We start from the raw sequence: 2,649 nt of genomic DNA, 5'->3' as shown, positions 1-2,649 counted from the left end.
GACGTCGAACACCTCCCTCAACGGCACGGGAGCCTCGTGCGTTGCGAACCCCGACGCCTTCACCCGATCGGTGGCCACGCTGAAAAAGCTCAGTGTCTGAGATCAGCTGGCCAACCGATGACCAGCCACATGAACGCCACTCCCGCGATGGTGAACAAGAGGGTCGCCCGCGTCGGATGCGGACTATGTGCCTCAGGCAAAATGTCTGACGTCGCCAGGTAGAGCAGGAAACCGGCGAAGAAGCCAAGAAATATGCTCAGGATGTGCTCGGAGATGGTGAATGCCAAAGTCACTGACGCGCCCGAGATCGGAGCAGCGGCATCGGCCACGACAAGTGCTAGAGCTTTCCGTCGGTCGTTACCGTATAGCTGGGTAATGGTAAACGTGTTGAACCCGTCGGCGAAGTCGTGGGAGATTACGGCAATGGCGACCACGGTGCCCGTGGTCCCGCCCGCTTGAGCCGCCGCTCCGATAGCGAATCCGTCAAGAAAACTATGCCCCACCAGCGCGCCCGCCGCAGCAATTCCCAACCCTTGGGCTCGCCCATCTCGGGATGCGTGACCATGATGATGGTGAGGCGCTGAGAACGGGTGCGAGTGAGGCCCGTACTCCTCTTCATGTGCCCGGTGGATAGCCACACAGCGTTCCGTTACGTGCAGTACAAGGAAACCGGCTATGAACAGGAGCAGCGGGACAGGGACCCCGAATGTCTCCGTCTCGTTCGTTTCCAGCGCTTCGGGTAGCAAGTCGAAACCGACAATTCCCAGCATCAATCCTGCTGTGAGGCCGAGCACGAGATGTCGTCGGTCACCCACATGTTGCGCGACCCACCCCCCGAGCAGGGTGGTAGCGGTGGCACCGGCTGCTATCAGTAGAGGAGCTGCCATCATGATCTCCCATCACAGATGGAGGCCGAGCACGGAGAAGGAGCTGCCTCCGGTACGGCGGTTTGAGCGCCGCCCAGCCTCAAGCCCCAAACCGGGTAAATGGTGAAGCACTTGCACGGCTGGGAACCTGCCCCGGTCCGAGTTCTTGGCGGATGCCAAACGACTTGCCCCGGGAGGAGGTTGACTGCCCTCCCCCCGGGCGCGGACACAAGTCCGGAGCCTGGCGGCCTGCGCGGCATTGCTTGGCGCGCGTACCTGCGGTCGCCGGCAAGAGATCTCGGCCGGTGCGATCCTCTCGTACGGCGTCACTCCGGCAGTGCTTCACCGTTCTGCTCTCTGGCCATGTAATCCGCGTATCTGCACAGGGCCTGGGCAATTCCGGGACGTTCGTCGTGTGCGCTGCAGCAAGCTGCAGTTGGGATGGCTGACGAGCGGAGACGGGGCACCTGCGTGAACGGTCGGCCGTTCTTTCGAGCAGCCTCTGAAAGAACGAGCCCCGAGCTCAGAGAGCTCGGGGCTCGGGATCGGCTGCGGTGCGGTCCGAAGTGAGCGGAGCCTCGGCCCAGGTCATCGGGGCCAGCGCTCCGACTTCAACTGCGGGCGAACTCGAGGAGGTCCTTGTTGAAGGTCTCGGCGTACTTGGGCACCATGGCGAGACCGTGCGGCGCGCCCTCGTAGACCTTGTACACCACGTCCTTGACGATCTTCGAGGACTTAGCGCCTGCGGAGACGATCGGAACGATCTGATCGTCGTCACCGTGCACGATCAGAGTGGGCACGTCGACCTTCTCGAGGTCTTCGGTGGTGTCCGTCTCGGAGAACGCCTTGATGCAGTCGTAGGCGCCCTTGATTCCGACAGTCATGCTCCAGAGCCAGAACTCGTCGCGCGTGCCCTGGGAGACGGTGGAGCCTTCGCGGTTGGCGCCGTAGAACGGGGCGCTCAGGTCCTTGTAGTACTGAGACCGGTCCGTCGCCACGCCCTCGCGGATCTCGTCGAACACCTCGAGCGGCAGACCCTCGGGGTTCGCTTCCGTCTTGAGCATGAGAGGCGGGATCGCGCCCAGGAGGACCAGCTTGGCGACCCGGCTCGTACCGTGACGGCCGATGTATCGGGTGACTTCACCGCCGCCGGTGGAGTGACCGACCAGGATCACGTTATGAAGGTCCTCGGCTTCGATGACCGCGGCCAGGTCATCGGCGTAGGTGTCGAGGTTGTTGCCGTCCCAGGTTTGTCCGGAGCGCCCGCCCCCGCGCCTGTCGTGCGCGATGGCCCGGTAGCCGTTGTCCGCCATGAGCTTCATCTGCGGGTCCCAGGCAGCGGCCAGCCGTGGGAGAAGACTACGGGCTGACCTGCCCCCCAGTCCTTGTAGAAGATCTGCGTACCGTCGTTGGTGGTGGCGAAAGGCATGGTCTGATGTCCTCTCGGAGCTGGCTTGTAACCTCACGCGTCACGCCGGTTAGGGCTGTGACGGAACTGGGTACATCCTGCGAAGTTCACCCTAGCCCCGGGGCTCCGCTTCAGCGCGTTGAGAACAGTAAAGTCGGGGCGAGTGAACCTGGAAGCGAGTTGCAGCGCCGATGACGGCTCGCCAACTACGTGATTGAGGCGGCACGTTGTGCGGCAACTGGGATGAGTGGAGGGGCTCCCTTTCGTCTGCACAAGCCCAGTCGGCGTGTTCCGTCCCGAGGGCGAGCGAGACGTCGTCAACGGGGCGCGCCAGATAGCTGGTCACGGCGACGCGTCCCTTGCCCGGGATGTCGT

General features: G+C 63.4%; 1 protein-coding gene and 1 pseudogene. Both read right to left on the bottom strand.

The window, feature by feature from the left end; all coding sequences use genetic code 11:
• Positions 1 to 89: 89 nt before the first annotated feature.
• Positions 90 to 887 (bottom strand): ZIP family metal transporter, encoded by a 798-nt coding sequence (locus ACWCQ1_RS51925; RefSeq protein ID WP_451030111.1) that lies wholly within the window; start codon positions 885 to 887, stop codon positions 90 to 92.
• A 590-nt stretch (positions 888 to 1,477) separates the two neighbouring features.
• Positions 1,478 to 2,295, bottom strand: a pseudogene (locus ACWCQ1_RS51920) (alpha/beta fold hydrolase).
• Positions 2,296 to 2,649: the final 354 nt, after the last annotated feature.

This window comes from Streptomyces sp. NPDC002144 (assembly GCF_053593695.1).
Note: the sequence above shows the minus strand (reverse complement) of the source record. Positions and strands in the feature narration are given on the sequence as shown.

What these genes read in the sequence shown, in the direction of transcription:
- ACWCQ1_RS51925 (WP_451030111.1), bottom strand. Translation starts at nt 887, where the DNA reads ATGGCAGCTCCTCTACTGATAGCAGCCGGTGCCACCGCTACCACCCTG.